This is a genomic window from Novosphingobium sp. HII-3, assembly GCF_002916655.1.
In the GTDB taxonomy this organism is placed as follows: domain Bacteria; phylum Pseudomonadota; class Alphaproteobacteria; order Sphingomonadales; family Sphingomonadaceae; genus Novosphingobium; species Novosphingobium panipatense.
Genome location: NZ_PPSM01000029.1, coordinates 1 through 24,480, shown reverse-complemented (window position 1 = coordinate 24,480; position 24,480 = coordinate 1). Strand labels below are relative to the sequence as shown.

The 24,480-nt window shown below is 62.9% G+C and carries 25 protein-coding genes, 1 tRNA gene and 1 pseudogene; 9 read left to right on the top strand and 18 right to left on the bottom strand.

Translation table 11 applies throughout. The annotated features are described in order from the left end of the window. Positions 1-116: 116 nt before the first annotated feature. The 7 genes from C2R25_RS12160 to C2R25_RS12130 form a co-directional block, all read right to left on the bottom strand. A complete protein-coding gene (locus C2R25_RS12160; protein WP_103729461.1) occupies positions 117-2,189 on the bottom strand; it encodes a TonB-dependent siderophore receptor in 2,073 nt (690 codons plus the stop codon). A 269-nt stretch (positions 2,190-2,458) separates the two neighbouring features. Further along, positions 2,459-5,191, bottom strand: coding sequence for a bifunctional diguanylate cyclase/phosphodiesterase (locus C2R25_RS12155; RefSeq protein WP_158250656.1), 2,733 nt, complete (start codon positions 5,189-5,191; stop codon positions 2,459-2,461). A 251-nt stretch (positions 5,192-5,442) separates the two neighbouring features. After that, a complete protein-coding gene (gene ssb, locus C2R25_RS12150) occupies positions 5,443-6,012 on the bottom strand; it encodes a single-stranded DNA-binding protein (protein ID WP_103729459.1) in 570 nt (189 codons plus the stop codon). A gap of 90 nt (positions 6,013-6,102) precedes the next feature. Continuing rightward, the gene (locus C2R25_RS12145) at positions 6,103-7,947 is read right to left on the bottom strand and encodes a ferrous iron transporter B (RefSeq protein WP_103729458.1); all 1,845 of its coding nucleotides are present in this window, start codon (positions 7,945-7,947) and stop codon (positions 6,103-6,105) included. Then, a complete protein-coding gene (locus C2R25_RS12140) occupies positions 7,944-8,183 on the bottom strand; it encodes a FeoA family protein (RefSeq protein ID WP_103729457.1) in 240 nt (79 codons plus the stop codon). Before C2R25_RS12140 ends, C2R25_RS12145 begins: the two co-directional genes overlap by 4 nt. 79 nt (positions 8,184-8,262) lie before the next feature. Continuing rightward, positions 8,263-8,919, bottom strand: a complete 657-nt coding sequence (locus C2R25_RS12135) for a COQ9 family protein (protein ID WP_103729456.1) — start codon at positions 8,917-8,919, stop codon at positions 8,263-8,265. A gap of 11 nt (positions 8,920-8,930) precedes the next feature. Beyond that, positions 8,931-9,590, bottom strand: a complete 660-nt coding sequence (locus tag C2R25_RS12130; RefSeq protein WP_233203944.1) for an ankyrin repeat domain-containing protein — start codon at positions 9,588-9,590, stop codon at positions 8,931-8,933. A gap of 91 nt (positions 9,591-9,681) precedes the next feature. Here C2R25_RS12130 and C2R25_RS12125 point away from each other — a divergent pair, with 91 nt between their 5' ends. Genes C2R25_RS12125 through C2R25_RS12100 form a run of 6 tightly spaced genes read left to right on the top strand, consistent with a single transcriptional unit; the run spans position 9,682 to position 13,627 of the window. After that, a complete protein-coding gene (locus C2R25_RS12125; protein WP_233203943.1) occupies positions 9,682-10,284 on the top strand; it encodes an SCO family protein in 603 nt (200 codons plus the stop codon). Continuing rightward, the gene (locus C2R25_RS12120) at positions 10,272-10,787 is read left to right on the top strand and encodes a YcgN family cysteine cluster protein (protein WP_103729453.1); all 516 of its coding nucleotides are present in this window, start codon (positions 10,272-10,274) and stop codon (positions 10,785-10,787) included. The genes C2R25_RS12125 and C2R25_RS12120 overlap by 13 nt, the downstream gene beginning before the upstream one ends. A gap of 4 nt (positions 10,788-10,791) precedes the next feature. Then, complete coding sequence (locus C2R25_RS12115; protein WP_103729452.1) at positions 10,792-11,517, top strand: M48 family metallopeptidase; 726 nt, start codon at positions 10,792-10,794, stop codon at positions 11,515-11,517. A gap of 32 nt (positions 11,518-11,549) precedes the next feature. Further along, complete coding sequence (locus C2R25_RS12110; protein ID WP_233203942.1) at positions 11,550-12,035, top strand: hypothetical protein; 486 nt, start codon at positions 11,550-11,552, stop codon at positions 12,033-12,035. Beyond that, positions 12,032-13,006, top strand: a complete 975-nt coding sequence (gene ribD / locus C2R25_RS12105; protein WP_103729451.1) for a bifunctional diaminohydroxyphosphoribosylaminopyrimidine deaminase/5-amino-6-(5-phosphoribosylamino)uracil reductase RibD — start codon at positions 12,032-12,034, stop codon at positions 13,004-13,006. Before C2R25_RS12110 ends, ribD begins: the two co-directional genes overlap by 4 nt. Before the next feature lie 3 nt (positions 13,007-13,009). Beyond that, positions 13,010-13,627 (top strand): riboflavin synthase, encoded by a 618-nt coding sequence (locus C2R25_RS12100; RefSeq protein ID WP_103729450.1) that lies wholly within the window; start codon positions 13,010-13,012, stop codon positions 13,625-13,627. Positions 13,628-13,713: 86 nt separating this feature from the next. On the opposite strand, the gene C2R25_RS12095 is transcribed toward C2R25_RS12100, so the two are convergent. Both C2R25_RS12095 and C2R25_RS12090 read right to left on the bottom strand, forming a co-directional pair. Next, on the bottom strand, positions 13,714-14,892 hold the full coding sequence (locus C2R25_RS12095) for an aromatic amino acid transaminase (protein ID WP_103729449.1): 1,179 nt from the start codon (positions 14,890-14,892) through the stop codon (positions 13,714-13,716). Between the two features lie 80 nt (positions 14,893-14,972). Further along, entirely contained in the window at positions 14,973-15,803 is an 831-nt protein-coding gene (locus C2R25_RS12090; RefSeq protein ID WP_103729448.1) for a DUF1134 domain-containing protein, read from the bottom strand. Between the two features lie 261 nt (positions 15,804-16,064). Between C2R25_RS12090 and C2R25_RS12085 the strand changes: the two genes are divergently transcribed. Beyond that, positions 16,065-16,156 (top strand) — tRNA-Ser (locus C2R25_RS12085). A gap of 113 nt (positions 16,157-16,269) precedes the next feature. On the opposite strand, the gene C2R25_RS12080 is transcribed toward C2R25_RS12085, so the two are convergent. The 7 genes from C2R25_RS12080 to C2R25_RS20220 all read right to left on the bottom strand — a co-directional run bounded on the left by C2R25_RS12080 (position 16,270) and on the right by C2R25_RS20220 (position 21,343). After that, positions 16,270-16,632, bottom strand: a complete 363-nt coding sequence (locus C2R25_RS12080) for a hypothetical protein (protein ID WP_103729447.1) — start codon at positions 16,630-16,632, stop codon at positions 16,270-16,272. Between the two features lie 50 nt (positions 16,633-16,682). Then, positions 16,683-17,015 carry a hypothetical protein gene (locus C2R25_RS12075; RefSeq protein WP_103729446.1) on the bottom strand — a complete coding sequence of 111 codons (333 nt, stop codon included), beginning with the start codon at positions 17,013-17,015 and terminating at the stop codon, positions 16,683-16,685. Further along, positions 17,012-17,437, bottom strand: a complete 426-nt coding sequence (locus C2R25_RS12070; protein WP_103729445.1) for a hypothetical protein — start codon at positions 17,435-17,437, stop codon at positions 17,012-17,014. The genes C2R25_RS12075 and C2R25_RS12070 overlap by 4 nt, the downstream gene beginning before the upstream one ends. Further along, positions 17,434-17,658 carry an AlpA family transcriptional regulator gene (locus C2R25_RS20445; RefSeq protein ID WP_103729444.1) on the bottom strand — a complete coding sequence of 75 codons (225 nt, stop codon included), beginning with the start codon at positions 17,656-17,658 and terminating at the stop codon, positions 17,434-17,436. Before C2R25_RS20445 ends, C2R25_RS12070 begins: the two co-directional genes overlap by 4 nt. Next, positions 17,655-18,392 (bottom strand): hypothetical protein, encoded by a 738-nt coding sequence (locus C2R25_RS20440; RefSeq protein ID WP_233203941.1) that lies wholly within the window; start codon positions 18,390-18,392, stop codon positions 17,655-17,657. Before C2R25_RS20440 ends, C2R25_RS20445 begins: the two co-directional genes overlap by 4 nt. A 235-nt stretch (positions 18,393-18,627) precedes the next feature. Beyond that, positions 18,628-20,895: a DUF5906 domain-containing protein gene (locus C2R25_RS12055; RefSeq protein ID WP_146049656.1), complete on the bottom strand. Its 2,268-nt coding sequence runs from the start codon at positions 20,893-20,895 to the stop codon at positions 18,628-18,630. A gap of 103 nt (positions 20,896-20,998) precedes the next feature. Continuing rightward, a complete protein-coding gene (locus C2R25_RS20220; RefSeq protein WP_146049655.1) occupies positions 20,999-21,343 on the bottom strand; it encodes an AlpA family transcriptional regulator in 345 nt (114 codons plus the stop codon). A gap of 90 nt (positions 21,344-21,433) precedes the next feature. On the opposite strand from C2R25_RS20220, the gene C2R25_RS20435 reads away from it, so the two are divergent. Next, the gene (locus tag C2R25_RS20435; protein WP_158250654.1) at positions 21,434-21,640 is read left to right on the top strand and encodes a hypothetical protein; all 207 of its coding nucleotides are present in this window, start codon (positions 21,434-21,436) and stop codon (positions 21,638-21,640) included. A gap of 7 nt (positions 21,641-21,647) precedes the next feature. Here C2R25_RS20435 and C2R25_RS12045 read toward each other — a convergent pair whose 3' ends face one another. Beyond that, on the bottom strand, positions 21,648-22,934 hold the full coding sequence (locus C2R25_RS12045; protein ID WP_199183821.1) for a site-specific integrase: 1,287 nt from the start codon (positions 22,932-22,934) through the stop codon (positions 21,648-21,650). A gap of 347 nt (positions 22,935-23,281) precedes the next feature. Here C2R25_RS12045 and C2R25_RS20970 point away from each other — a divergent pair, with 347 nt between their 5' ends. Then, entirely contained in the window at positions 23,282-23,497 is a 216-nt protein-coding gene (locus C2R25_RS20970) for an Arm DNA-binding domain-containing protein (protein WP_233203940.1), read from the top strand. An 871-nt stretch (positions 23,498-24,368) separates the two neighbouring features. Here the strand turns inward: C2R25_RS20970 and C2R25_RS12035 are convergent. Then, positions 24,369-24,480: pseudogene (locus tag C2R25_RS12035) on the bottom strand (IS5/IS1182 family transposase); the annotation flags it as partial.

Sequence of the window (24,480 nt, the reverse complement as noted above, 5' to 3'; positions counted from 1 at the left end):
CCAGTGCCATGTCAGGGCCGCCCTCAACCCCGTTCGCCGTGGAATGATCGACAATGAGCGCCCCTGCGTTGCTCCCGGTGCGCTGCCGAGGGGGAGCAGCAGCGCACCGGGAAGGATCAGAAGCGGTAGCCGATCGAACCCATCACGTTGCGCGGAGCCGCCACGAAGCAGTCGCCGCGCGCCAGGCAGGACGCATACTGGATCTCATTGAGCAAGTTCGTCGCGTTGACCGAGAAGCGCCAGTTCTCCCAGGTCACCTCGGCCAGGGCATCGACGTTCGTGCGCGAAGGCGTGACGATGGACCAGATCGCACTGGTCGACCGGCTCTTGCCGTTGTAGGTGACACCCGCGCCAAGGCGCAGTTGGGCGTCGCCCGGCACGGCGAAGGTCTTCGTCGTCCACGCCGAGGCGACATGGCGCGGCATGTAGTCGAGATTGGTGTCGGTTTCCGACTTCAGCTTGTTGTAGCCGTAGTTGAGCAGCAGCTGGAAGTTACCCGGCAGCGTGTGGCTTGCCTCGACCTCGATGCCCTTGGTGTTCAGCACGCCGGATTGGGTGGTCGCGTTGCCGGCCAGATAGAGCACGCGGTTCTGTTCCTTGATCTTGAACGCGGTGACGGTGACGAGCGTCTCCGGTTGCGGCTGCCACTTGACGCCGGCTTCGTACTGGGTGCCGGTGAGCGGTCTGTAAGGATCGCCTATGCTGCCGTCGGTGTTCTGGATCGAGCCGGCCTGTGGCAGGAAGCTTTCGGTGTAGCTGAAGAACGGCGCGAAGCCTGCGCCCAGTTCACCGATGATGCCCGCGCGGAACGTGGTGGCGTTGTCCTTGGCGCCGGACGAGGATGTCACGCGGTCACGGCGCGCGCCCAGGACGACAGAGACGCGATCGAAGGCGCGGATCTGGTCCTGCACATAGAATCCCAGCTGCTTCTGGCTCTCGCTGATGAACGGACCGGTCGGCTCATAGGTCGGCAGCGCATCGTAGTCGATGTCGTAGAGGTCGACCGTGTCTACTCCGGAGCGGTACCGCTTGCCTACCTTGTTCCAGCTGTAGTCGATGCCGGCGAGCAGGGTGTGCTCGATGTTGGCGCCGGTGTTGAACTTGAACTGCACGTTGTTGTCGGTCGAAAAGACGTTCATCCGCGCGTCGCTTGCGTCGGCGATAAGCGGGATGGTGCGGCCGTCAGGTCCGAAGGGATTGGTCGGGTTTGAGTAGCTGTCGGCGTAGTGCGTCCTGTATTCAAGGTCGCTGTCGATGTAGCGGGCCTTGAGGCTTACACGGACGGTATCCGAGAAGTCATGCGTGATGGCACCGCCGCCTTGCAGGGAGCGGCCCGCATAGCGATCCCAGCCGGCCTTGCCGACGAAGGTGTAGGGATCGAGCCGGGCGTCCGGATTGGCCGGATTGGGGAGGAACGTCCCGACGATCGGCAGGAACTGCGAGGTCGAACCGGTATCGTCCTCCTGGTAGAGCCCGGTCAGCACGATGTTCGTGTCAGGGGTCGGCTGCCAGCGGAGCGACGGCGCGAACATCACGCGATCGTCGGGAACGTGATCGACGTAAGTGTCGGCGTCGCGCGCGCGGCCCACCGCCCGCACCGCCAGAGTGTCGGTCAGCGCGACGTTGACGTCCCCCATGGCCTCCTTGCGGTCGTAGCTGCCGTAGACGAGATTGAATTCGCCGCCGGTGCGGAAGTCCGGCGTCTTTGACACGAGATTGACGAGACCGCCGATCGAACCCTGGCCGAACAGCACCGAAGCAGGACCACGCACGATCTCGACGCGCTCGAAATTGTAGGGGTCGGACGTGATGCTGGCGTAATAGGAGAAGATATCGCGCATGCCGTCGCGGAACTGCAGCGCGTTGATGCCGCGTACGCGGAAGCCGTCGACGCGGGTGTCGCGGCCATAGGCGTTGGCGAGCACGCCGGCGGCGTACTTCACAGTATCACTGATGTTGATCGCGCCCTGCGAGAGGTACTGTTCCGAGGTGATGACCGTAATCGGCTGAGGAACCTGGATCAGGGGGGTCTCGGTCTTCGTGCCGGAAATGGCACCGGTGACGATGATTTCATCTCCGCTGGCCATCGCGTCAGGCGTATCGGCAGCCGGTTCCTGCGCGTGGGCGGTAGCCGCCATCACAGCGAACACTGCAGCGCCGCAAAGCGCGATCGAACGAGCGGAAATCATAAACACCCCTTTTGCGACGAGATCTCAATATGAGCGCCGCTAGCGCTATTGCGAATTATTGGCAACATGCTGTGTGCGATCATGAGCCACTGTGCTGTTCGGGCAACGCTCTGATCCACCCGGACGGCCAAGTATCTTTCATCTGGCTCTCCCGCTCTTCCATCAGCATCGAAAGCTGAAACGGGTTACGGCGCGCAGCGTGCAAGCGGCATGATCGCGACGACCTGAGAGCAACGGCGACCGCGCGTCGGTGTCAGCCCTGCGGAACCTCAGGCTGCCGCTGATCCGATCAGCGACCGGGCAGCGGCAGCGTTCCAGACCTCGATCAGCTCCCCGACCCGTGCCGCAGGCATCGGGCGACCGAACAGGTAACCCTGGCCCACATCGCAGCCTTTCCTGGCGAGGTAAGCGGCCTGAGCCGGGGTCTCTATGCCTTCCGCAACCGTGCTGATGCCCAGGTTGCGGGCCAGGTCCAGCACGGCGGAGACGATCACATCGTCCTCAGATCGCTCCGCGTCCAGTCGCCGGATGAACGAGCGATCTATCTTGAGGGTGTGGACGGGGAACTGCTTAAGGTGAGTGAGCGAAGCGTAGCCGGTTCCGAAATCATCCAGCGCGATGGTCACACCCGCCCGCGCGAGCGTTCGCAGGGTGTTGTCGACGTTCTTCACATGCTGGCTCACCAGCACCGATTCCGTCACCTCCAGCTGCAGGACCGTTGCGGGCAGGCCGGCCGACTCCAGACGTTGCAGGATGCGGTCGGCGAAATCACCCCGCCGGAAATCTCCCGCCGCGCCGTTGATGGCTATCCGGCGGACATCGACTCCGCTGTCCAGCCAGAATGCTAGGTCGCTGATTACACAGTCAAGCATCCGATTGGTAAGCTGCACCGAGAGACCGTAATCCTCCAGCGCTGCGTTGATCTCGGACGGCAGCCGCAGGCCTTCTTGGTGGTGCCAGCGAAGGAGCGCCTCGAAACCGACGCACTCCCCCGTCCGCAAGCACACCTTCGGCTGGTAGAAAGGCACGATACGGTTCGACTGCAGAGCCGTTCGTGCATCCCACAGCATCCCGGTTTCACGCGCAGCCAACTGTCGGAGTTCGTCACGGAAGCGGCAGGCCTGCCCGGCGCCATCGCGCTTGGCCGCATACAACGCAAGATCGGCGCACTTGTGAAGTTCCTCCGCGTTCTGTCCATCCGAGAAGGCAACAGCCACGCCGGCGCTGAGGATCACGTCGATCTGGTGACCGTCGAATTCGGCTGCGCCGGAAATGCTGGCGAGGAGGGCGGCTGCCGTGTCCGCCGCGAGCTTTTCCACGTCCAGATCGCGCCAGATGACGGCGAACTCGTCGCCGCCAAGGCGCGCAACGCTGGCACTTGCAGGGACGGCGCTCCGAAGCCGGGCGGCCACTTCCTGGAGCAGCGCATCACCGGCATCATGGCCAAGATCATCGTTGACGGCCTTGAAGCGGTCGACATCGAGGACCATCAACAGGGTGCAGCTGCCGGTCGAACGGCCTTCTCGGAAAACTGCTTCCAGATGCTCGTTGAACAGCGTGCGGTTCGGCAGCCCGGTGAGCGCATCATGGTGTGCGGCCCACTGCAACCTTGCCTCGTACTCCCTTTGTCTGGTGACGTCCTGGAGCGAACCGATGATGCGTTTGGGCGTGCCATTTTCATCTCGCAGTATGTACCCGTGCGACACCATGTTCAGGTAGTCACCCGTGGCCGTACGGGCGCGGAATTCCTGCACCCATTGCGTCTGACCGCGGGCAATGACGTCCTTGAAGCGCTGTGAGACCTCCGGCCGGTCCGCCGGGTGGATGCGCCCCATCCACCAGTCGCGCGTTGTGCCCTCCATCGTCTCAGGATAGCCGAGTATCGTGGCTGCGGCGCTGCTCCACTGGATACGGTTGTGGTCTGACGAGAAGTCCCAGATGATATCGTTGGAAGCCAGGGAGGCGAGACGATAGCGTTCCTCGCTCTCCTGCAGCGCCTGTTCCGCCATGACCTGATCGTGGATGTCTTCAAGATTCCCGTACCATGCGAGAATGTTGCCGTTTGCGTTCCGCCGGGGGTACGCGCGTGCGCGGAACCAGCGAAAGCTGCCATCGTGCAGGCGCAGACGGTAACGGATGTCCGCCTCGTGGCCGTCCGTCTCCAGAGCAAGAGTCCACATCGCCAGAACACGGGGAAGGTCGTCGGGGTGTGCAGCCTTCGCCCATCCCCAGCCCAGACTGCTGTCGCGGCTGAGCCCCGTCGTATCCTCCCAACGCGGGCTCAGCTCCGTCACTGAACCCTCGGGGTCGCTGATCCAGGGGATCTGGGGATCCAGTTCCACGGAGCAGCGATAGTGTTCCTGACTCTGCTCCAGAGCCGTGACGAGACCGCTCATCTCCATCCGCGAATAGAGGAGATCCTCGAAGGCCTTGTTGCTGGTGAACAAAGACCGCAGAATGACACCGGCGGCCACCAGGAACGTCAACCCGGCTTCGACCGAGTACCAATCCGGGGAGAGCAAAAGTCGCAGAGTGACGGGACTTGCGCCGAAAATAAGAACGCACCATCCGGCGAAGGGCAGGGCCTGAAGGCAATAGCAGCAGCTGATCGCTCCGACGAAGACGAACAGCGCGATGGCCGTGCTGCGAGCCGGGTCCGCTTCGCTGAAAAGCAGGTACCCCCAGCCGCCGAAGGCAGCGCTGAGCAACACAGATGCCGCCAGTGTGCCATAGAGATACCGTTTGATCTTCGCGATGTCGTTCACGAACTTTGAACGAGATCGCCAGATCACCGCACGAATTACGATGAGAAGGCAGAGCGCAGAGGCCCCCCCGACGCTGTGAGTGTCGGGAACGTCGCCATAGGTGGCAAGGCCCAGGAACCCCACATTGATCACCATCAGTACGTACATGAGTGGGATCTGCGTGCGCAGATTCTCGAACTGAGCCAGAAGGATCGCGTCTGAACTGCGGGCAATTTTCAGGAAAGGATTGAAGCGCACGAAAGCAGACGTGTCGGAATATGGCTCTTTTTCTTCAAGATTCATGCAGCGGACTCAAGAAGCTGACAGACCAGAAAGGCTGGCATGAGGAGCCAGAGCCTGCATACTGTCGGCGAAGTGTCAAAAAGTAGTAACCACCCTCCAGCCATCAGCTGTGGCGCTGATCGATTGTCCCTTGAGGCGGACACGAAAAAAGGCGCCGATCGCTCGGCGCCTTTCGTGCATCGTACCGTTTTTGCCCAGGGCTGGGCTCAGAACGGGATGTCGTCGTCCAGGTCGTCGCCGAAACCGCCCGAGGAGCCGCCGGTCCGGCCCCACTCGCTGCCACCGCTGCTGCTGCCGGAGCCGCCCCAGTCGTCACCCCCGCGCGATCCGCCGCCCGAGCGCTGACCACCGCCGAAGCCCCCCGAAGAGCCGCCCTCGTTCCAGCCGCCACCGCGCTGGCCGCCGCCTGCGCCACCGCCGCCGGGGGCGCCGTCGAGCATCGTCAGCACACCACCGACACCACCCACCGAGATTTCGGTCGTGTAGCGGTCATTGCCGTTCTGGTCCTGCCACTTGCGGGTGCGCAGTTGGCCTTCGATGTACACTTTCGACCCCTTGCGCAGAAACCGCTCGGCCACGCCGACGAGGCCGTCCGACTGAAGCACCACCGAGTGCCACTCCGTCCGTTCCTTGCGTTCGCCGGTGGCACGATCCTTCCAGCTTTCGGAGGTGGCAATGCGCAGGTTGGCGATCCGGCCGCCGTTCTGGAACGACTTGACCTCAGGATCGGCTCCCAGATTGCCGACGAGAATGACCTTGTTGACGCTGCCTGCCATTGGGAATCGCTTTCGTTTCAGATTTGGCGATGGAAGTAGCGCAAGCCGATGGCGGAGGGCCAGCACATCCCCCCGGATTTCCCCAAGAGCTTAAAGCCCTGCGGCGACGGCTACCCAGTAGGTTGCGCCAGCGGCAATGTACGCGAGGGCGAAAAGATAGGCGAGCATGAAGATCGGCCACTTCCATCCGTTGGTCTCGCGCCGCGTGACGGCGATCGTGGACAGGCACTGCGGAGCGAATACGAACCAGGCGAGGAATGCCAGAGCCATCGGCAGCGTCCAGCGCTGCTTCAACTGGTCGCCCAATTCCAGCGCCTGCTCCTCCTCGTCATCGCCGGCGTCCACGGCATAGGTGGTCGCGAGGGAGGAGACGGCGACCTCGCGCGCGGCCATGGCGGGCACAAGCGCCAGGGCCATGTCGCGGTTGAAGCCGATGGGCGCGACGACGACGGCAAGGCCGTTCGCCACCTTGCCCGCGATTGACGCATCGACCTGGCTCTCGCCCTCGGCGGCCTTCGGGAAGTTGAGCATGACCCACAGCACGACGGTGACCATGAAGATGATCGTTCCTGCGCGCCGCAGGAAGATCCAGGCGCGTTGCCAGAGGCCTATGGCCAGATCCTTGAGGCGGGGAAGCTGGTACTTGGGAAGCTCCATGATGAAGCCTGAGGCCGCGCCCTTGGTCAAGGAGCGGCGCAGCACCAGTCCTACAATCATCGCGCCCAGAACACCGGCCACATAGAGGCCGAACAGCACGAGCCCCTGAAGGCCGATCATGCCGCCTACAGAGCTGTTGGGTATGAAGGCCGCGATGATCACGGTGTAGACGGGCAGGCGCGCCGAGCAGGTCATCAGCGGAGCGATGAGGATGGTGGTCAGGCGGTCGCGGGGATCGGTGATCGACCGCGTCGCCATGATGCCCGGGATCGCGCAGGCAAAGCTCGACAGGAGCGGAATGAAGCTTCGGCCGGAAAGCCCGACGCTGGCCATCATGCGGTCCATCAGGAAGGCCGCGCGCGCCATGTAGCCCGACGCCTCCATAGCGAGAATGAACGCGAACAGGATGACGATCTGAGGCAGGAAGACGAGAACCGATCCGACGCCGGCGATCACGCCCTCGGTGACGAGGTCGCGCAGGAGGCTTTCGGGTAGCGCCGCCTGCACCCCATCGTGAAGGGCGCCGACAATCGCTTCAAGGCCATCGGCGAACGGCGTCGCCCACGCGAAGACGGCCTGAAACACCACAAAGAGAATCGCGAGCAGGACCAGCGGCCCGATCCAGGGGTGCAGGAGGAACCGGTCGAGCTTCGTGTGAAGGCGATGGCGGCTCGTTTCCGAGAGAATGGCGGCATCCGCCATGGCATGCGCGGCGACACGGCGTTCGATGGGGCCGAGCTGCGTCAGCGCAGGGCCGGGCTGCCGCTGGGCTGCGGAGGCGATGGCCTCGCCAAGTTCGTCGAGGCCTCTTCGGCGCACGGCGACCGTTGAGATGACCGGCACGCCCAGTTCCTGCGCCAGCACAGCCGCGTCGAGAACAAGGCCGTCACGCTCCGCCAGATCGACCATGTTGAGGGCAATCACGGTCGGCTTTCCAAGCGCAAGCAGTTCCTGAGCGAAGACGAGATGCTGCTCAAGGTTGGACGCGTCGAGCACGATGACGAGTATGTCCGGTGCCGGCTCGCCGGTGAATTTGCCGGCGATGACTTTCGCCGTCACTTCCTCGTCGGGGCTGGTGGGGTCCAGCCCGTAAGCGCCGGGAAGGTCGGTGAGCTCCACCGGTTCGCCTGTCGGCAGGACGAAGCGGCCCGACTTGCGTTCCACGGTCACGCCCGGGTAATTGGCGATCTTCTGGCGGGCACCCGTAAGTGCGTTGAACAGGGCGCTCTTGCCCGCGTTAGGATTGCCGACGAGGGCGACCTTGCGTTGCCGGCTCATAGCTGTTCAACCCTGATTGCTGCCGCATGCACCCTACGGACGGCTACTGTCATGCGGCCGATTGCCAGCGCAATGGGATCGCGCCCGCCCAGAATGCCGCGATGAGACACCGAAATCCTTGCGCCTTCCTCCAGGCCCAAAGCTCGGAGGCGCCGTGCTTCTTCCTGAACGAGCGCGGGCCAGTCGACGGAGATGATCCGGGCTGGCTGACCAATGGGAAGCATATCGAGAGTCATGCTGGCCCGGTGCCAGATAACAGGGTTAATTGCAACTTGATCGCAATAGGAGTTTCGTCACCTTTCCGCCCGCGCCGCCTCAGCGGGCGGGGTAGCGCATCCGTCCAAGCAGCCGCGTGACGCTAAAGCGGTCTTCCGGCTTGCGCAGGAACTGGGCCTTCGCTTTCTCGAAGCGCATGATCCCTTCTATGCGGCGATCGAGGAAGGCTCGGGTTTCGGCCTTGTCTTCCGAGGAGTCCCGGGCGAAGCTGTGCAGCGTCGCGGCGTAGATACCGGCGAGAATGGCCCGCTTCGTGTAGTGGTTGTAGTCGGTCGCCCTGTCGCCCGCCAGGCGCCACATGGCATCCGCACTTCGCCATCCCAGCCGCGTCGACGCCGCAATGTTCTGAGGCATGGCCATGATTGCGAGGGCACGCAGCAGCGCCTCCTCCCGCCCGGCCACCGCTTCGAGGCGCGCCCAGACGAGGCGGCGGATCCGCTCGCGGATCGGCAGGTTCGACAACGCGCCCCCTGCGACCGATGCCGCCATCGTCATGTCCACGTGGTCGATCCAGGCCGAGATCATGGCCATCGCACCGTCGCGAAAGGCATAGGTAGCCAGGGCAGGGTCGACGCCCGCCGCCTCCGCAGCAGCTTTCACCGCTTCCCCGCTCCAGCCGTCGAATACGGCCGCGTCGGCAACAAGGGGAGCGAGCTGCAGGCGTAGCGCGTCGAGCGATTGTGCCTCTTGGGTCATCGTCGCAATCCTCAGATCGTGGGGCCGTAAATGGGCTTTGCGTTCTTCGATCCCGTCTTCTTCGCGTAAGTGTTGATCACGGAGATGAGGCTGGCGCCGCCGCCTTCCAGCCGGGCGTAGTCACGAGCGCTGCGTCCGGAGTTGTCGGAACGATCGGGGTTGGCGCCCGCTTCCAGCAGGGCCTTGGTCAACTGCAGGTCCTTGCGGTGAACGGCGAAGATGAGGGGGGTCTCCCCGGCGTCATTCGAGGTGTCAGGCATGGCCTTCCGGTCGAGCAGGAGTTGCGCGCCTTCCCGCCAGCCGAGGTTGACGGCCAGTTCAAGCGGTGTGCGCCCACGGTCGTCGGCGACATTCACGTTGGCGCCCTTGGCAATCAGGAAGTTCAGCCAGGTCAGGTCACGGCGGGCGGTGACAATGTGCAGGGCGCCTTCGCCTGTGGTGACGTCCTTGGCGTTGACGATCTGCGCCGACTTCATCAGCGCCTCCTCGACCTTTTCGCCTTCCTTCTTCTTCACGGCTTCAAGGAACTTGTACCCGTCCGAGAAATCGGCGCGGGCCGGAGCGGCGAACAGCAGGCCCACTGCAACAGCCGGAACGGCGATTTTCAGGACCTGCCGCACGATAGCCGCGAGGCCGGACACCGGAAAACGCCGGAACGAGATCTTGAACACCTTGCACGTCCTTCCAATTACAGCTCTTTCGCGCGGGGCCGCCATCCGCGCCTTGCATGGAATCGTCTAGCAGGTCATGAACGCGCACGCCATGACCTACCGTCTACGTTGCATCGCCCCGCTGGCGCTTGCGCTTGTCGCGAGCCTGTCCCTGAGTGCCTGCCAGCAACAGCCGACCGCCGAGAGCCCGCCTTTGGAGGGGGCTGCCATCGGGGGGCCGTTCTCGCTTGTCGACAAGGATGGAAAGCCGGTCACCTGGGACCAGTTCAAGGGCCGCTGGCGCATCGTCTATTTCGGTTACACCTTCTGCCCTGACGCCTGTCCCATGGACGTGCAGTCCCTCATGCGGGGCTTCGGCCGCTTCGAGAAGAGCCATCCGGGGCAGGCCGAGACGGTGCAGCCGATCTTCATCACCATCGATCCCGCCCGCGACACGCCCGAGGTGGTGGGGGCGTGGACGGCCGCTTTCGGCCCTCGCCTTCTGGGGCTCACCGGCACTCAGGAGCAGGTCGACAAGGCGGCCAAGGCGTTCGCCGCCTACTACCGCAAGGGGGAGGAAACGGCCGGCGGCTACCTGATGGATCACAGCCGCATCGCGTACCTGATGGATCCTGACGGCAATCCCGTCGCCATGCTGCCCATCGACCAGAAGCCCGAGGCGGTCGAGGCCGAGCTTGCCAAATGGGTGAAGTGACCGGAAAGCCCTTCTGGGAACGCCCGCTGGACCAACTCAGCCGCGCTGAGTGGGAAGCGCTGTGCGACGGCTGCGGTCAGTGCTGCCTCCACAAGGTGGAGGACGAGGACACGGGGGAGATCTATCACACGAACGTCGCCTGCAAGCTCCTCAACCTGAAAACGGCGCAGTGCAGCGATTATGCGAACAGGCGCAGTTTCGTGCCCGATTGCCTGAAGCTTACCCCGGAAAGCGCGGGCCGGTATGCCTGGCTCCCGCAAAGCTGCGCGTATCGATTGCGGGCCGAGGGGGAGCCGCTGCCGGAATGGCATTACCTCGTCTGCGGTGACCGGGAGGAAGTGCACCGCGCGGGCATGTCCGTCGCCGGGAAGGTCATCTCGGAAACCGTTGCAGGCCCGCTTGAGCAGCATATCGTCTGGCCTTACGGCGACGAGGATGAGGAATGGTCCGACGAGGACACTTCCGAGCCGTGGGACGTCCCGCCTTCGGCGCCGAAGGGCTGAGGCGATGCTCGACTGGCTTCGGCGGGACCCGCGTGAGCAGGCCGTCGTGGAGATCTCCGGCCGGAGGATTCCGATCGTCATCAGGCACCTGGATCGCGCTCGCCGCATGACCATGCGGCTCGCGCCGGATGGCAGCGAGGTACGCGTTTCCATTCCTCGCTGGGCCCGCAGCGCCGATGCCCTTGCATTTGCGCGCAGCCGGCAGGACTGGCTGGCAAGCCAGCTTGCCGCGCTGCCGCAGCGGCAACCGCTCACGCAGGGCGGAACCGTCCTTTTCAGGGGCGAGCCGCTGGTGCTTGTTCATGATCCCTCCGCGCCGCGAAAGCCGATGCGATGTACGGGCGAGTTGCGCCTTGGAGGGATGGAGAGTTCGATGCAGCCAAGGGTTCTGCGCTGGCTGCAGGACGAAGCGCGGGAGCTGTTCGCCACCGATCTGGCGGACTATTGCGAACGGGCAGGGGAGCCTTGTCCACCCCTCGCGCTGTCCGGGGCGCAGCGGCGGTGGGGTTCATGTTCGCACCAGGGGACCATCCGGATAAACTGGCGACTCGTCATGGCTCCCGACCTTGTGCGCCGCTCCGTCGTCGCGCACGAGGTGGCTCACCTCGTCCATTTCGATCACTCTCCGGCTTTCCATCGTGTCCTGCAGACCATCTTCGAAGGCTCGGTGCCGGAGGCGAACCGATGGCTGACGGCGCATGGCCGTTCGTTATACGTGCCGTTCGGCTAGCGCTCGGCGGGTTTAGCGCCTAGATAGCGTTCATGCTGAAGCGCTCCGGATACTGGAAACACGTGAACCCGACCGGCATGGTCGCGGACTTCAAGGAAGTCTGGAGACAGGCCGGGCACAACCGGTGGCGCATCGCCGCCGTGTCCGGGGCATGTACGTTCGCCGTTTTCTACCTGATGTTCACGCAGGAAGGCTCCGCACCGCACCCGCCGCCGAAGGTGACGTGGATCTCCGTCCTCGATGAACACCGCACAGACGAGCAGATCGTGGCGGAGAACGTCGCCAACCAGAAGGCGAAGGAATCGAACGCGCGTGAACTTGCCCGCCGCGACAAGGAAGTGCGGGAACTCTACAAGACCATCGGGCGCCTGTCCGGGATGGACGTTGAGAAGATCGCCCGCGAGGCGGACGCCGAGGAAGCGGCCGAGGCAAAGGCGGAGCGGGAGCAGGCGGAGGAAACGCTGCGCCGCTCCGGGATCGCCAACCCTCAACTGGCGACGGACCCCGCCCTGCAGTGAGCGAGGATGCGCGTTGGCTTGACGCGGCGGCCGCTCTGGCCGGGCGCGCCCGACCGCTTAGCCGGCCGAACCCGGGCGTGGGTGCAATCGTCGTGAAGGAGGGCTGCGTCGTGGCGCGCGGCTGGACTCAACCAGGCGGACGACCTCACGCCGAAGCGGTCGCTCTTGCGGCGGCGGGAGATGCCGCGCGGGGCGCGACTCTCTACGTCACGCTGGAACCCTGCGCGCACCGATCGTTGCGTGGTCCCGCCTGCGCCGACATCGTCAGTGCCGCAGGCCTGGAACGCGTGGTGATCGGAGTCATGGATCCCGACCCGCGAACGGCGGGGGCGGGCTTGGCCCGCATCCGGGCCGCTGGCCTGAGCGCCCACTATCTGCCGTCCGACGCCTGCGCGCGCAGCCTGTCGGGTTACCTCCTATCCAGCCGGCTGGGGCGGCCCGAGGTCACTCTCAAGCTTGCCCTTTCACTCGACGGCTGCATCGCGCTGGCGAGCGGTGAAAGCCAGTGGATCACCGGGGCGGAAGCGCGGGCCCACACCCATGCGATGCGGGCCCGGCACGATGCCATTCTCGTGGGGGGAGGCACTCTTCGAGCCGATTCGCCCCGGCTCGATGTCCGGCTTCCGGGGCTGGAAAGCCGGAGTCCCGAGCGCTGGGTGCTGACGGGGGGCGGCGTTCCCGGTGGGTGGCGGGCTCTGTCTTCGCCCGAAGCGATTACCACCATGCAAGGCGTCCACCATCTCTTCGTCGAAGGCGGCGCGCGAGCGGCGACGGCCTTTCTCAAGGCGGGGCTGGTGGATCGGCTGCTCATCTACCGGGCGCCTATTCTGCTCGGCGGTCGGCCTGCGCTGGGGGATTTCGGCCTGTCCGTCTTGGCGCAGGCCCACGGCGTCTGGCACATGACCGAACGCCGACAGCTTGGCAGGGACACGCTGGAGGTCTACGAGGCGCGCAAACTTCACGAAGGCTAGGTCATGTTCACCGGAATCGTCACTGCAGTCGGCACTGTCCGTGAGGCCCGCCAGAGCGGGGATCTGCGCGCCGTAATCAGTTGCCCCTTCGATCCTGAAGGGATCGCCATGGGTGCCTCCATCGCGTGCTCGGGCGTCTGCCTTACCGTCGTCGACAAAGGCGGGGCGGCCGGAGACGCCTGGTTCGCGGTAGACATATCGGCAGAGTCGGTCGCGCGCACCGTACCAGGGCGGTGGGAAGAGGGCCGCTCCCTCAACCTCGAGCCGGCATTGAAACTGGGCGATGAACTCGGCGGCCATATCGTGACCGGCCATGTCGACGGGGTCGGCCGGATCGTGCAGGTCGAGCCGGTGGGCGATTCTCGACGCTTCGTGATTGCGGCTCCGCGGGAACTGGCGCCTTATCTGGCTCCCAAGGGGTCGATCACGGTCGATGGCGTCTCGCTGACGGTGAATGAAGTCAATGACGAAACCGACGGCACCTGCCATTTCAGCCTCAACATCATTCCCCACACCGCTGAAGTGACCACCATTGGCGCGATGCAGGCAGGTGACGGCGTGAATCTGGAGATCGACGTGCTGGCCCGCTACCTGCAGCGTATGCAGTCCCTGCGCGGCTGAGTGTTACGCATCGCTCCGCATTCAACGGGGCTTGAAGCAAGAAGATCAGGCGGTTCCCGGGCCGGAGCCGCCTGATCCTTTTCAGGTCAGGCCGTCACGTCAGCGACGGCGGCGATGAACTTCTGGATGTTGCCGGTGGTGAGACCTGCGACATTGATCCGTCCCGAGCCGGCAAAATAGATGCCATGCTTCGCCCGCATCTCCTGCACCTGCTCCGCGGTGAAGGGGACGATGGAGAACAGGCCATTCTGGATGCCGATGGGGGTAAGGTCCACGCCGCCCGTCTTGCCGGCGGATGCCAGCGTGGCCCGAACTTCGCGCATACGGTCCCGCATCTGGTCCAGTTCGGCCAGCCATTGCGTTGTCAGCGCTTCGTCCTCAAGGACGAGACGGACGGCGGCCGCACCATGGTCTGGCGGCTGCGACCAGTTGGCGCGTGCAAGGGCGTGGCCGTTCGACATGACACGAGCCAGATCGGCCGGATCGGCCACCATGGCGTAAAGAGCGCCGACGCGGTCGCGATAGAGACCGAAGTTCTTGTCGCACGAATAGCAGATCAGTGCTTCGGGCACCGCGGCAAGCACGCGGCGCAGGCCGTAGGCGTCTTCCTCCATACCGTGACCGAGGCCCTGGTAGGCCAGGTCGAGGACAGGAAGGATCTTCGAAGAGGCCAGCAGGCCGGCGATCTCGTCCCACTCGGCGTTCGAGTAGTCGATACCGGTAGGATTATGGCAGCAACCGTGCAGAAGGATCGCGTCGCCTTCCTCTGCCGAAGCAATGGCGCCGCGAAGCGCGTCCATATCGGTCGTGCCGTCCGGGGTGGCGTGATTGAATTCCAGCACGCCAAGGCCAAGATCGGCGCAGATCTGGTTGTGATTGGGCCAGCTGGGCTTGCCCACGATTACCCGCTTGTAGCCGGCGCGCTTCACCATGGCGAGAGCCAGGCGCAGCGAACCGGTGCCGCCCGGCGTCTGCATCCCTTCGATGCGCCCGTCCATGGTCGGGTTTGCCTTGCCAAAGACGTACGGCATGAGCCTTTCGACGAAGCCCATGTCGCCTTCGGGGCCGAGGTAAGCCTTGGATTCCTGCTCCTCCGCCAGCTTTTTCTCCGCCGCCTTGATGGCGGCGAAGACAGGGGTCTCCCCGTCTCCGGTGCGGTACACGCCTACGCCGAGATCGATCTTGTCGGCGCGAGGGTCGCTGTTGTGGAGCTTGATGAGCGCAAGAAGCGCATCGGCGGGTTGTTGCTTGAGGTCATTGAGCATGGCGGGCGGCCCTTACCCGCCCGAGCTCCGCAGCGCAACCGCCGAGTTGGGCGGCTGCGCTACCCAGCAACATTCGTGCGTCAGAAGGGAAGCCAGCGCTGCTTTTCGGAAAACTTCATGTAGCCGATGTTGGCGCCAAGGCGAAGCCCGGCACCGGCGCGCACCGGGATGAGCACCGTGTTCCCGCGGCGGAGATAGCTCACGGTGAAACCGCCGACGAGGTAGGCCTGCCCCTCGCCAGCGCCGAAGCGATGAAAGAGCTCCTGACTGTCGTAGAGATTGTAGACGAGTACGAAGGCGTTGCCGGCATTGGCGCCGGCGTCGAAACCGATGGAGGGGCCGGTCCAGTACACCGGGCGCTCGCCCTCGACCTTGTGATGGAGCGTACCCGATCCGTAACGCACGCCGATGGCAATCGCCCCGCCCGCTTCCCGGCCCACGATGTAGGCGTTAGGCTCGCCCTGCTTCGCGAGCAGATCCTTGATGATTTCAGCCAGTCCCTGCGCGCCCTTGCCGAAAACGCCTTCAGCCGCGCCGATGAGGTCGTCCTCTCGGTACGTGCCGCTCGCGTTCTGGGCGGTCACAGCCGGGGGAATGGGGGCGGGCGCCGCGGGCGCGGGCGCAGGAGTGGAATAACCGGTCTGACCGCCATTCCAGTCCGTCGCAGGAGGCGGCGCGTCGACCGGCATGCCGTTGCCGGGAGCGCTAGTGGCGGAAGGAACGGGTGAATAAGTCCCGCCCTGGTTCAGGTCTGCATCAATTGCGGCGTCAGGATCCACGGTCGTGACCTGAGCCGAGGCGGAGGCCAGTGGCGCCACCGCCGTCGCCAGGGCGGCCATGAACCCCAGTACAGCATGGCGGCCCCGCCGCAGCGCGGCGGGCTGGCGATTGTGCATCGAATAAACCTTCATGGCGTTGGTACCCTGCCTTCTTCACGCCAAACCGGCGCTTCCCGTTCCCCCGCGCTCCATGCACGGTCAACACTAGTGTCATCTGAAAAGAATCCACCGCGCCTGACCTGACAATGAACGGGCGACAACCCGACTCCCGTTTGAGGCGGACGGATTTGATTAGCGGGAAAATAGGCTTTCTCGCAAATCGTCATTCTTTTCATAATCCCCTCTTGTCGGCACCAAACCCCCTCGTTATAGGCAGCGACCTGAGCCGCATCCGGAGACGTGGGTGAGTGGCTGAAACCAGCGGTTTGCTAAACCGTCGTGCTCTTAAGGGGGCACCCCGGGTTCGAATCCCGGCGTCTCCGCCAGCGGTCCTTGGGTCGGGCGACCCTAACCATCTGAAATCTTTAGATTTTCTCATGGATCGGGTCGCCCTGTTGGTGGGCGTATCACCATCTGCCCACCATCCCCATTTGCAACGTTATGCAGCGGCCCAGCGCATCGCACCAGCCGTCAGGTCGGCCCACGACTGTGCTGCGTCGTGCTCCGGTAGGAACCGGCGCAGATCATCTTCGCTCAGCCCGCCTTGCGCCATGAGCAACACCGTGGTCGCGTTGATCGTCAGGACAGCTTGCGTACCCTTGCCGATGATACCGAACTCCGCGTCACGGACGTATCGGCAACGGTGTGCGACGTGGAGCAGTCCACGAATCGGGTGGAGCATGATGTCGGGGGTTTCAGCCATGTAAGTCGTGAAGGCAACGAGCCGGATCGTGTTAGCTTGCCAATCGATCACGAGCGTTTCGCGCCGATCGTTGACGAGGAATGCGATTTGAGATGACATTTCATTTTCTCCGCTGGAAAAATTAAGCGTCGTGCTTCTTCGGGCCGAAATCAGGCGCGATCCGGACGGGCCATTCGGTTCCATGCGTCATAGAAATCACCGGCAGCGATGGCTGCGCGGACGGCCACGCTCTCCGGCATGATCGCATCGCTAATTCGCAGCGGCAGTTCATCGAGCGCCACTTTACCGTCGAGCCATGCGCCAAACGCTTCGCCCGGATCGTCGCTCACGCTGGCGAGGGATCGGGCGTTGTTTCGCTGGAACGCCGCGTACCGCTCGCGGTCATCATCCGACAGACGCGCGACCCGGCCAGCCAACGAGTCGCCCGGACGCCAATGTTCAAAAAGCCGTTCGAGCCTTCGCCCGATGCTCACCCGGCTCATTTGCGAGCCTCGCGCGCCGCCGAAATCAACGCTTCAAGTTCATCGAGCCGATGGCGCAGTTCTTTCACCTCTTGGGTATCCGCGATCACTTTCAGGGCCTGAGCCGCCTTGCCCGCTTCGGTGACTGTGATCTCGCCCGCAGCCATCGCGTCGGCCCACGCGGACGGTTCGGATGACGGCATGTCGATGACCCTAGTATCGGGAAGGAACCGGGTGAGGACGAACAGCGCCGCCTTCAGATCGCCCGCTGCCAGCTTGTCCTTCAACACCGCGAACGATGGTCCGACCAGATCGCCCAGGCTCTCCAGCGCAGACGCGTTGAACTTGCCCTTCGCTCCGACCTTGCGCCCGCCAAAGCTGTTGCCGGTGCCGAAACGCCCGTCCGGGCCACGAGCCGTTAGATTTCCGTTATTTTCACTCATTCCACCACCTCGACGCCATGCGCACGCAGCCATTGCGCGACTTCTGCTTCCAGGGACACAACGGCGTTTCCGCACCTGTATCCCTTTGGAAAACCATGATCTTTGCGCCATCTATGCAGCACCGAACGGCTCACGCCTAAAGCGATGCGAAGATGGTCGGCGTTGATCGTGTCGAACCCCGGCAGACGAACCTGCCGGGGAAGTGCGCGCAATCCGCTCACGGGTTTGCGCCCGTCAGAAAAGCGAATGCGTCGTCTCGCGTCGTGTCGGTCATAGCGGCAACTACGGTCACGACTGACGCGAGGAACGGGGAGACGCTGGCGATCGCCTGACGTTCGGCGGTCACCCGTGCATTGAATGCGTCCGCCCAAGCGTATGCCGGGGCCATGTCGACACTGGCGGGCACGGGATCGTCCGCCGATGGTGACGCCTTCGCGTGCTGGCTCGCCCACGCCGTTGCCAGTGCGTCCCGCGCATCGTCGGCCTGAAGGCGCGCATGGATGTCGGCAGGCAGACCGCTCATTGCTGGCGAGCCTTCCGCAACAGCCCTGCGAAATTCGTGATCTTCGCTGGCGATGCGGATCACATCAGGCAGCTTCATGCGCAGCGCGTTGCCGCGATGCTCGACGGCTCGGGCGTCGGACAATGCGGGCCGTTTCGGCCTCATGTCGGCGTCCTCACGGTCAACAGCGGCAAGGGCGGCAGGGACGGCGCGAACTGCCGCTTGAAAGTGCGTGGGGGCGGTGGGCGACAACATCGTCCGGGCCAGGGCAACCCGCCCGGTAGCGGTAAGTTCGGCGCTCCGCTCGGCCATCGTTTCGGCTGTTCCAGCGAGGGCCGCCACCAGAGGTGCCAGCGACGCCTTCATGGCGGGATGATCCACAATACCATTCGGCGCAAAGAACTGGATGCGGTCCCCGTCCGAAATCTGCGTGCCGTGTGCAGTATGGTTCACTGAAATCGTCATAATTAATCCTTCCGTATAGGTGATCCAATAGTGACGCGGTTATGAAAGCGCGTCAAAGTCACCTGCACCAACTTGCAACTAATTCGTTCACGGGTGTGGGACACTAGGGACACCGAAAACACCACTTTCGGAAAGTACGGAATAGAAAAAGGATTATCACTTATACCTGATTTTGATTTGGCCTTTTTTAGGAGTGGTGTTTCTGGTGTCCCTAGTGTCCCGATCAGCCGTCGAACGACGCCCTTGATGCCTCAATCGCAGCCTTGATTTCTGGCTTCATCCCATCATCAAGATCAGATGCCGTGATCGCACCGCGAACGACGAGGACGGTTTGCGGCGTTGGGCCGAACTTGATCCGCGTTTTCCCGGACGACATTCCGGCCTTTGCGATGTATTGGCGCAGTGCGGCATCCGAACACCCGTTCTCTTCCCCGATGAAAACGCGAAGGTCGGCAAGCGTCGCGAAGTCACCCGGCCACCTGCGGGCGAATTCTCGCACGGCGTGTTCGGCCCCCGACCGCATCATAGCCAATGCGCGCTGCTTCATGGGCGACAGCGGCGCAGGTTCATGGGCATTGTAGCCCGCAAGGTCGAACGTCAGCAGGTAATGTTGAACGCTGGCAATGAAGTCCGGATCAGCCATTTCGGCATGAAGGAAATCAAACCATTCGGCACCGGCTGCGCTTTTGGGATTTTCGATGACGATCAGCCGCCTGTCCTCATCATCGAACGGCAGGGCGTCGAGGTGATTTGAGCAATAGAGCCATCGACAGCAGTTGCGCTCGACGGTGCGCATCCCGTACTTTGGGTTGATTTCACGAAATTCTTCGGTCGCTTTAGATCGCAGCGTGTTCGCCTTGTTGTGCCGATCAGACGACATTCCTTCTCGCACCTCATCGACCGTCGCGAGCAATTTGCCAGCGAGACGTCCGTTGAAATCCCCGAACAGAGCATCGGTGGTGACATTTGCGGCCACATGGCCCGCAAGCGCCCGCGTGAGAATGCTGCAGAGCGTCCCGCGTCCGGTGCCATGCTTTTCCGCCACCATCAGGTAAGACGTGTGCGGCAAAACTCCGGGTTGCTGGAAAATGTGCGCCAACCAGCACGTAAAGCGCCACCGATCGGCATCGTCCGGCACTAGGTATGCAATGTGATCTACAAACGGCTTGGCGCGCTCTCGCCAATTGTCCGGTGGGGGTGACAGATTCAGGCCAGTCCACATGTTGTACGCACGCCCGCCAGCGTTGGTTTTCTCTGGTGGCGAACAGAATTCGCCCGCCGATGGGTCCCATGTCACTACGTCCACGCTGATGCGGTCGGGTGCCTTGAGCCACAGGGGCAACACGGGAACATCTTTGGTGATTGACCTGCCGTTGTCGTCAATGCGTCCGGTGTCCACGGTGTGCTGCGAGGCAGCGTATTCGCGCACCGCATCGGTGTAATTGCGCGAGCGTTTGGACCGGCGCGAAACCACAGCAGACCCGTGGCCGACATAGACCAGATCGTCCTTTGCTTCATCAATCGTTAGGATCGTCGGAATTAGATCGGCAGCTTGATCCCCAATGCTCGCGTCTTCTTTCAGGCGTTGAGTTCGGCTCAAATATTTACGGTTTGGATCAGCAATTGCCTTCGCGATAGCGAGCCGCGCTTTGCGCTCATCGTCACGCCATAGCGCGGAACGCTGGAACAGGCGCAGCATCCGCGCAGGATTGCAGCCCGTCCACCATGCGAGCGCGTTGCACAGGGCCAGATCGGCGCCACTGTGATCGAATGCGCGGGATTCATCCGGCCAATATTGGCCGAGGATCGCCCCGTCTGCCGTCCACAGTGCAGTAAACGGGGCCAGCAGGCCCATGCGGGCCAGCGGCGTCTTGCCCGTGGTCGCGCGGCGGATCAGTTCGTCATCATCTGCCGGACCATCGTAACCTTCGCGCGGCGCATCCGCCCAATCGACCGCCGGGAAATCCGTCAGCTTCTCGGCATCCGGCACCCATCCGGCAAGCGCGGCGGTCCAGTCGTGCAGCGGCTCACCATACCATCTGCCGCCGCCGATCGCCATGAAGCGTGCGTGCGGATAGACCTCGACACCGTTGAATTTCCGGCGCTTGTGGGCCAGTTGGGCCGGATCGAGCAGCCTGCCGACGCCGTGCAGCCCCTTGCCGGATTGCGAGACTTCCCACGCGCCCGGCAGCGCCGCCATGATCGCCTGCGCCTGAGCGTTCCACTGCCCTGTGGTCGGATCGGCGCAGTCGTCGAGATCGACGAAAACGAACGGGTCGCTCTCAGTGAACACAAAGCCGATGCCATTGCACCCGCCCGCCGCATGGGCCGCGATGGCCGTTGCATGATCGGCCCAGGTGCCCGGATCGTTCACGCTGGCAGGCAAGCCGGTTTTCGGATCGAACGGCACCTTGCGGGGCTTCGGCTCGCCGGGTCGCTGGATAAGGCGCCATGTTACGAACTGGCCGAACGGGATGAGAGCGGCGGGCACGGCAGGTTGCGCCGCCGTAGCGGTTGCGGTATTTGTCATGTGTGAAATGTCCTATTCCGACCCGTTGCGCCGTCCTGCTATCGGTGGAGCGGGTCGCTTCGTTTCAGGCGTTATAATCGGCGTCGGCCCGGTTTTGGCTCTCCCATGCGACCAGATCGGCCACACTCCAGCGCTTCAAGCCGGACGGCAGAACGATGGGAACCGGAAAGTCGCGCTGATCGCGCATCCAGCGGTAAATGCTGTGTTTTGATGTTGCGTAGCGCGCAGCTACGCCGTCGATTGGGAGAAACTGGCCCATAGTGGCGGTCTTTCGGATCGAAGATTTTGGGAAGCGCGGGATATCCATCCACAGCGCACCGGACCCTCCCCGGCGTTGGGTCATCCAACCCTGTCCCTCGGTCTTCCTCCGAGTATTGCGCATCCGCGCCTGCACCGGGCCAACCGGCATGGGTCATCCAACCCGGACGCTGCGCGCCATCCGACTTGCAACGCGATTCATTAAATGGCAGATTGGCCCATTGGTCAAGGAGTTTGTAGCGTGCCGAAAGTTATTCACATTAAGAAGGGCGAGAAGGCACCGCGCGATTTCCGGGGCTTTGTGATCACTTGCACAACGCGAGCGGGATCGACCGCGTCAAATTTCAGCGGACAGATGAGAATTTCATTGCCACGAGGCGAGGTTGAGAAATTTATTGACGGTTTAAGTGATAGCGCCGAAGTTTATGTAATCGGATACAATGACTGATGCTGTGTCACGCCGCACTCCGCTTCATTGCGACCACAGTTGCACCGTCGTGGCCGTCCAAGTAACCGGCCCAATCTGCCATCAGGCGAACACGCTTCGGCATGAGTGTTCCGCGCTGATATGCCGCTTCGGCCTTGTCCGCGAGTCGGTGCGCCAGCGCGTGCTCGATGACCTCTCGCGCATGGCTCGTTGTCTCGCCTGCCCAATCGCGGAACGTACTGCGAAATCCGTGCACAGTCAGATCAGTTCGTCCCATTCGCTTCAGGACAGCGGCCATTGTCATGTCTGACATAGGCACGCCTGCTTTCGCACCAGCAAACACTAGTCCTTTGCGCTCATCCTCAACTGTGGCCGACAAGATCGCCATCGCTGCATCAGACAACGGCACCACGTGTTCGCGTCCTGCCTTCATCCGACTTGCGGGGATCGTCCACGCTGCGCGTTCCATGTCGATTTCGCACCATTCCGCGTTTCGCACTTCGCCCGATCGCGCCGCTGTCAGGATCGTAAATAGCAATGCCTGCGCCGCCGTGCCTTCCCGTTCACGCAATGCGGTGATGAATGCAGGCGCTTCAGCGTATGGTAGCGCCGCGTGATGCTTGGCCCGTTTGGCGTCCTTGGACAGCTTCGGCAAAATGGGCAACAGGCCATCCCGGCTAGCTGGATTGTCGCTCCGATGGTTTCGGGCGATGGCGTATGCAAATACCGCTTCTACGCGTTGCCGGACCCGTGTGGCCGTCTCGTGCCGTGCCGTCCACAGGGGCTTGCCGTCCGCTTTCTCCACCGGCTGCATAAGCAGCGCTTCAACGGCGTTGCGGTCGATCGTCGCGACAGGCTTGTCCCCGATGCGCGGATAGACCCATGTGGACAGCGTGGATTCCCATTGCGCCTTGTGCTTGTCGTTTTTCCAGCCGTCACGATTGGCTGACAGAAACGCTTCGGCCACCTCCTTAAACGCGGTCGGTTGTTCGGTCCCGCGTCGGTCGGCCACAGGGTCGCGTCCCGCTCTGATCTCCGCAGCGGCCTTGCGAGCCTGCGCCAGCGAAACGGATCGGCTGCGATCGGTAGGACTATATGGCCCCAAGCCCAACTCGCGCCGCTTGCCCCCGATTGTCGCCCGGAAAATCCATGATGCCGATCCCGCTGGCGTAATCTGAAGCATCAGGCCAGGCGGGCGACCGCCGACAGGGATGCGGGCGCTATGCTTTTGGCCTGATTGGCCCATCTCGGCCACAGTGGCGACGATGCGCGCATCCAATTCCTTGGGGTTCAATTCCTTCGCGACAACAGGCATTCAAACCACCATCTACCCACCAAAGACACCTGCAACGGTGTGCCATTTGGTGCGTCGGTTTGCAACTGCCATGATTTTCGATGGACAAATTAACCGCAGAAAACCTTCGTTTTGGGTTAAGGTCCGGTCGAAATGGCCCCCTAGGGGGGGTCTTTATGGCGGACGGCGTCTCCGCCATGCGCCCCTCCGCAGAGGGTTATGGAAGTCCACCCGGCTGGACACTTTCCTGAGAAATCGAGAGCTTAACGGCTCAGCGTGGCCATGAGCGTCCACTGGACTCCACTCGAGGCATGGTATCGATTCGTGGGTCTCGGCTCACGGAGAACCTGGTCTCGTACATGACGATGTTGAGCGATGCAAAAATCCGTGCGGCCAAGCCGCGCGACAAAGCCTACAAGCTGACAGACAGCCACGGCCTCTACCTCCTCGTGACACCCAACGGGTCGAAGCTTTGGAAGTGGAGCTACGCCTATGATGGCAAGCAGAAGACAATGGCTTTCGGAGCCTATCCGATGGTCACTCTCGTTCAGGCCAGGGGGCGGAGAGATGAGATGCGCGCCTAGCTGAATGAGGGGAAGGATCCGGCAAACGAAAAGAAATCAAAGATCAAGGCGAACCTCGAAGCTGGTCGCAACACGTTCGAACGGATTGCGAGGGAATGGCACGACAGGGTCAAAATCGCGGTCGGCCAGAGTCCATGCCAACGACATAATTCACAGTCTCGACAGAGATGTCTTCCCCGCTATCGGGTCGTTGCCCATCACGTCGTTGACGCCGCCCAAAATACTCGAGGTGCTGACTGCCATCGAGGATCGCGGAGTTATCGAAACGGCCAAGCGCCTTCGCCAGCGTATCTCCGCCGTGTTTACATACGCGATCGCCAAGGGGGGCGCGCCGAAAGGCAGGGGTCTACCCTGTTCGGGATCGCGGAGAAAGCAATGTCTGAAGGCGCCGGTTCCCGCGCTTCACGACGCACAAGAGCAGACGCTTGTTTCTGCATCGGTTGTCGCAGCCGTGACCATTCCATCGGCGGCCGTCCCGAGCAGTGTTGACGGCGCGACTGCGGGTCGAGGGGCTCAACGGCAGCTTCTGTCAGGAGCTAATGTTCGCGGTTGCTAATCTGAAGGACCAACTATGGTCGGGAGCCGACGAAAAGCTGCCCGTCTGCACCTAGGAATCGAAAAATCGCCGCTGAACGGCAACTAAGGGTCGGTTTTGCCGAGCGCCAAAAGTCGCCTTGGGGAACAATACTGCCGTTTCTGAACATAACTCGGAACGTCCGGTTTTGCACGCATTGCCCTCATTCAAGTAGACCAAATTTATCTCGGATTTTGGGGCCCTGAAGACTGCCTTGGGCGAGGAGATTGCTGTCCCAAGGGTGGGGCTAAAGCGCACCCTGGACCAAACACGAAGGAAGATTAGGGCGTGGACTCATTACGCATTGCACCACAGCCTGACGCATATGAGCTTGATGGCCGCGAGATAGTTGGCAGCATCCTTGTCATATCGGGTGGCGATGCCCCGGAACTGCTTGATCCGATTGAAG